This window comes from Streptomyces albus subsp. albus (assembly GCF_000719865.1).
In the GTDB taxonomy this organism is placed as follows: domain Bacteria; phylum Actinomycetota; class Actinomycetes; order Streptomycetales; family Streptomycetaceae; genus Streptomyces; species Streptomyces albus_E.
On the sequence record NZ_JOID01000062.1, the window covers coordinates 1 to 4,322 of the forward strand.

The following is a 4,322-nucleotide window of genomic DNA, read 5'->3' on the forward strand; positions in this document are numbered from 1 at the left end:
TTCGGGTGTGCCGGTTGGCGGGCCGGTGGCGTGGTGTCTGTCGGCGGTGTCGGATGTGGCGTTGCGGGCGCAGGCGGCGGAGTTGCGGGTGTTCCTGGAGGAGCGTCCGGAGGTGTCGCCGGCCGAGGTGGGGTGGTCGCTGGCGACGACGCGTGCGTTGTTCGATCACCGGGCGGCCGTGGTCGGCGAGGACCGGGAGGAACTCCTCACCGGACTCGCGGCACTCGCCGTATTCCCCGGCCAGGGATCGCAGTGGGCCGGCATGGCCCGCGAACTGCTCGAAACCTCCGAGGTGTTCGCCAACCGCCTGGCCGAATGCGCGGACGCTCTCGCACCCCACACCGACTGGTCGCTTCCGGACGTGCTGCGTGGCGCACCGGACGCGCCGGGGCTGGACCGCGTCGACGTGGTCCAGCCCGCGCTGTTCGCGGTGATGGTGTCGCTCGCGGCGCTCTGGCGCTCCCTGGGCATCGTGCCGGACGCGGTCGTCGGGCACTCCCAGGGGGAGATCGCCGCTGCCCAGGTGGCCGGCGCCCTCAGCCTGGACGACGCGGCGCGCGTGGTGGCCCTCCGCTCACGGGCCATCGCCGCGCTCGCGGGCAACGGCGGCATGGTCTCCCTTCCGCTGCCCGCCCACGAGGTGGAGCCCCGGCTCGCGCGCCTCCGCGGCACGGTGCACATCGCCACCGTCAACGGTCCCTCGTCGACGACTGTTTCCGCCGACGCCGAGGCACTGGAGGAACTGCTGGCCGCCTGCGCGGAGGAAGGGATCGATGCCCGCCGGATCGCCGTCGACTACGCGTCGCACTCCCCGCACGTGGACGTGCTCCGCGAGCAGGTGGTGGAACTGCTGTCCGGCATAACGCCCCGCAGCTCGGACCTTCCGTTCTACTCGACGGTGACCGGCGAGCCGCTGGACACCGCGGCCCTGGACGCCGCGTACTGGTTCCGCAATCTCCGGGAGACCGTGCAGTTCGAGCGCGCGACCCGGACTCTTCTGGCGGACGGACACCGGACCTTCGTCGAGATCAGCCCGCACCCCGTGCTCACCATGGCGGTCCAGGACACGGTGACCAGTGCGGAGGGAACCGCGGCGGACGCCCTCGTCACGGGGACCCTGCGCCGGGACGACGGCGGCCGGCGCCGCTTTCTCACCTCGGTCGCCCGAGTCCACGCGCACGGCCCGAGGGCCGACTGGGCCGCCGCGGCGGCCCCCGGGACCCGGACGGTGGACCTGCCCACGTACGCCTTCCAGCGGGAGCGGTACTGGTTGGAGAGCACCTCGGGTACGGCGGACGTGACCTCGGCCGGTCTGCTGCCGACGGAGCACGCGCTGTTGGGCGCGGCGGTTCCGCTGGCCGGCAGCCGGGAACTGGTGTTCACCGGACGGCTCGCCCCCGGTGTTCACCTGTCCGGTGCGGTGCTCGCCGAACTCGTCCTGCACGCCGGCGAGCAAGCCGCGTGCCCCTGGGTGGACGAACTGACGGTGCTCACCCCGCTCGGCCTGTCCTCCGGACACGCGCACCAGCTCCAGGTCACCGTGCGGGGCGCGGACGGGTCCGGGCGGCGCGAGGTCCTGGTACACACCCGGCCGGAGGACGAGGACGGCGACTGGACGCACCACGCCCGGGCGGCTGTTCTGCCCGAGAGCCCCGGCGGCGCCGGCGCGGCCGCACCGGCACTCGACGGCACCTGGCCCCCGCCCGGAGCGGTGCCCGTCGATCCCGGCGACCTCCCGGCCGGACCGGAGAACGGTGACGCCGGCGAGGAGGACGCCTTTCCCGGCGTACAGGCGCTGTGGCGGCTCGGCCCCGAGCTGTACGCGGAGGTGGCGCTCGCGGACGACCCGCACACCGAGGCCGACGGCTTCGGCATCCACCCCGGACTGCTCGACGCGGCGTCCCGGGCACTGGCCGCCGCCCTGCACGAGGAGGGCCCCGCCCCGCGCCGGGTGGTGTCCTCCTGGGAGGGGCTGCGTCTGTACGCCACCCACGCCACCACCGTCCGGGTGCGGCTCACCCCGCTCCGTGCGGACCGGTACGCGCTGACCCTGGCCGACCCGGCGGGACGGCCCGTCGCGGCCGCGGACGCCGTCACCCTGACGGATGCCTCCGACGGCGACGCCCGGCGGCCGGGAACGGGCGAGGCCGGGAGCCTCTTCCGCGTGGACTGGCCCGAGGTGCCCTGCCCGGCGGGCGGTTCCGGTGAGGTGTGGGAACTCCTCGGGGAGACCGGCGCGTTCCTCGGAGCCGGTCTGGCCCGCGCGGGAGTGACGGTGCGGGCGCACGCCGGTCCGGAGGCCCCCGCCGGTGCCGAGGCCCCGGGCGTCGTCCTGGCCGCTCCGGCCGGGTGCGCCGTTCCCTCCCCGCCCGCCTCCGGCCGGGAGGTCCCGGCCCCGGCCCCGTCCGGCAGCCCCGCGGACGAAGCCCACCGGGCGGCTGAGGCCGCGCTCGCTCTGCTGCGCGACCGGATCACGGGAGAGGACGCCGGCGAGGCACGGCTCGTCGTGCTCACGCGGGGCGCTGTCGCCGTCCGTACCGGCGAGGACGTGCCCGGACTGGCGGGCGCCGCGGTGTGGGGGCTGGTCCGCAGTGCCCAGGCCGAACACCCCGGCCGCGTCACACTGATCGACATCGACGACGCGCCGGAGTCGGTGTCGGCACTGCCCGGCGCGCTGGCCACGGGCGAGCCGCAACTGGCTCTGCGCGCGGGCAGGCTGCACACACCACGGCTGTCGCGGGACATCTCCGCCCCGCAGGAGCCGGTCCGGTCGCTCGATCCGGACGGCACCGTGCTCGTCACCGGCGGCACGGGTGCCCTCGGCCGGCTCGTGGCCCGTCACCTGGTGACCGCGCACGGTGTCCGGCACCTGCTCCTCATCAGCCGCAGGGGCCCGGACGCCGAAGGCGCCGAGGAGATCCGCGCCGAACTGGCGGCCGAGGGCGCCGAAGTGACCGTGGCCGCCTGCGATGCCGCGGACCCCGGGGCGCTGCGGGCGACCCTGGACTCCGTGGCCCCCGGCCACCCGCTCACCGCGGTCGTCCACGCCGCCGGAATCCTCGACGACGCCACCGTGCACGCCCTCACCCCGGACCGGATCCACCGGGTGCTCCGGCCCAAGGCCGACGCCGCGTGGAACCTGCACCGGCAGACCTCCGGAACGGCCCTGGCGGCGTTCGTCCTGTTCTCGTCCGTCACCGGTGTCATCGGCACACCGGGCCAGGCGAACTACGCGGCGGCCAACGCCTTCCTCGACGGTCTCGCCGCGCACCGGCACGCGCACGGGCGGCCCGCGACCAGTCTGGCCTGGGGCTACTGGGCCGAGTCCAGCGGGATGACCAGCCACCTCTCACCGGCGGACGTGGCACGTATGGCACGCACCGGCGTCGGCGCCCTGCCGACCGGCGAGGCGCTCGCGCTCTTCGACGCCGCCCTCGCCGGCGGAGCACCGGCCGTGGCACCCGCCAGGATCGTCACCCGGTCGCTGCGCGACCTCGCGCGCGGCGGTCCGCTGCCCGCGGTACTGCGCGGTCTCGTACGTACCCCGTCACGGCGCCGGGCGGCGGGCACCGCACCGGGTCCGGATTCGTGGAAGGAACGGCTGTCGGCTCTTCCCGCGTCCGGGCAGCATGCGCTGGTGCTGGAACTGGTCAGCAGTCACGCGTCCGCCGTCCTCGGCCGTGACTGCGGGGCCGTGGAGGCCGGCCGCGCCTTCAAGGAGCTGGGCTTCGACTCCCTGACGGCCGTCGAACTGCGCAACCGGCTCAGCGCCGCGACCGGCCTCCGGCTGCCCGCCGCGGTGGTGTTCAACCATCCGACCGCCGCCGCTCTCGCGGCCCATGTGCGCGAACTGCTGGTTCCAGAGCCGGAGTTCGCCGAGGACACGTCCCCGCTGGCGCGGCTGGAGTCGCTGGAGACGGCTCTTCGCTCGTTGGACCGGGGCGACGCGGACACGCGCGATGCCATCACCGAACGCCTGCACGCCCTGCTGCGGAAACTGGAGACGCCCGGCGGGGATCTCACGGAGGAAATCCTGTCGGCGACGCCCGACGAGATATTCGAACTCATCGACAGAAGACTCGGCCGGCAGAGCCGGCCGGGTTCGGACACCCAGGGGGCCAGTCATGACGAACGAAACGAAACTCGCCGAATACCTTAAGCGTGTGACGGTCGAACTCCACCGTGCCGAGCAGCGCCTCCAGGAAATCGAAGAGCGTACCCATGAGCCGGTGGCTGTGGTGGGTATGGGGTGTCGTTTTCCGGGGGGTGTGGTGTCTCCGGAGGGTTTGTGGGGGCTGGTGGTGGGTGGGGTGGATGCGGTT

The 4,322-nt window shown here is 74.4% G+C and carries 2 protein-coding genes; both read left to right on the forward strand.

What is annotated here, in order from left to right:
- The first annotated feature begins 46 nt into the window (after positions 1 to 46).
- A complete protein-coding gene (locus IF83_RS0129310) occupies positions 47 to 4,159 on the forward strand; it encodes a type I polyketide synthase (protein WP_158711132.1) in 4,113 nt (1,370 codons plus the stop codon).
- Positions 4,125 to 4,322 (forward strand): polyketide synthase docking domain-containing protein (locus IF83_RS35600; RefSeq protein WP_167343632.1); only part of this gene is annotated, 198 nt, incomplete at its 3' end. The genes IF83_RS0129310 and IF83_RS35600, both read left to right, overlap by 35 nt.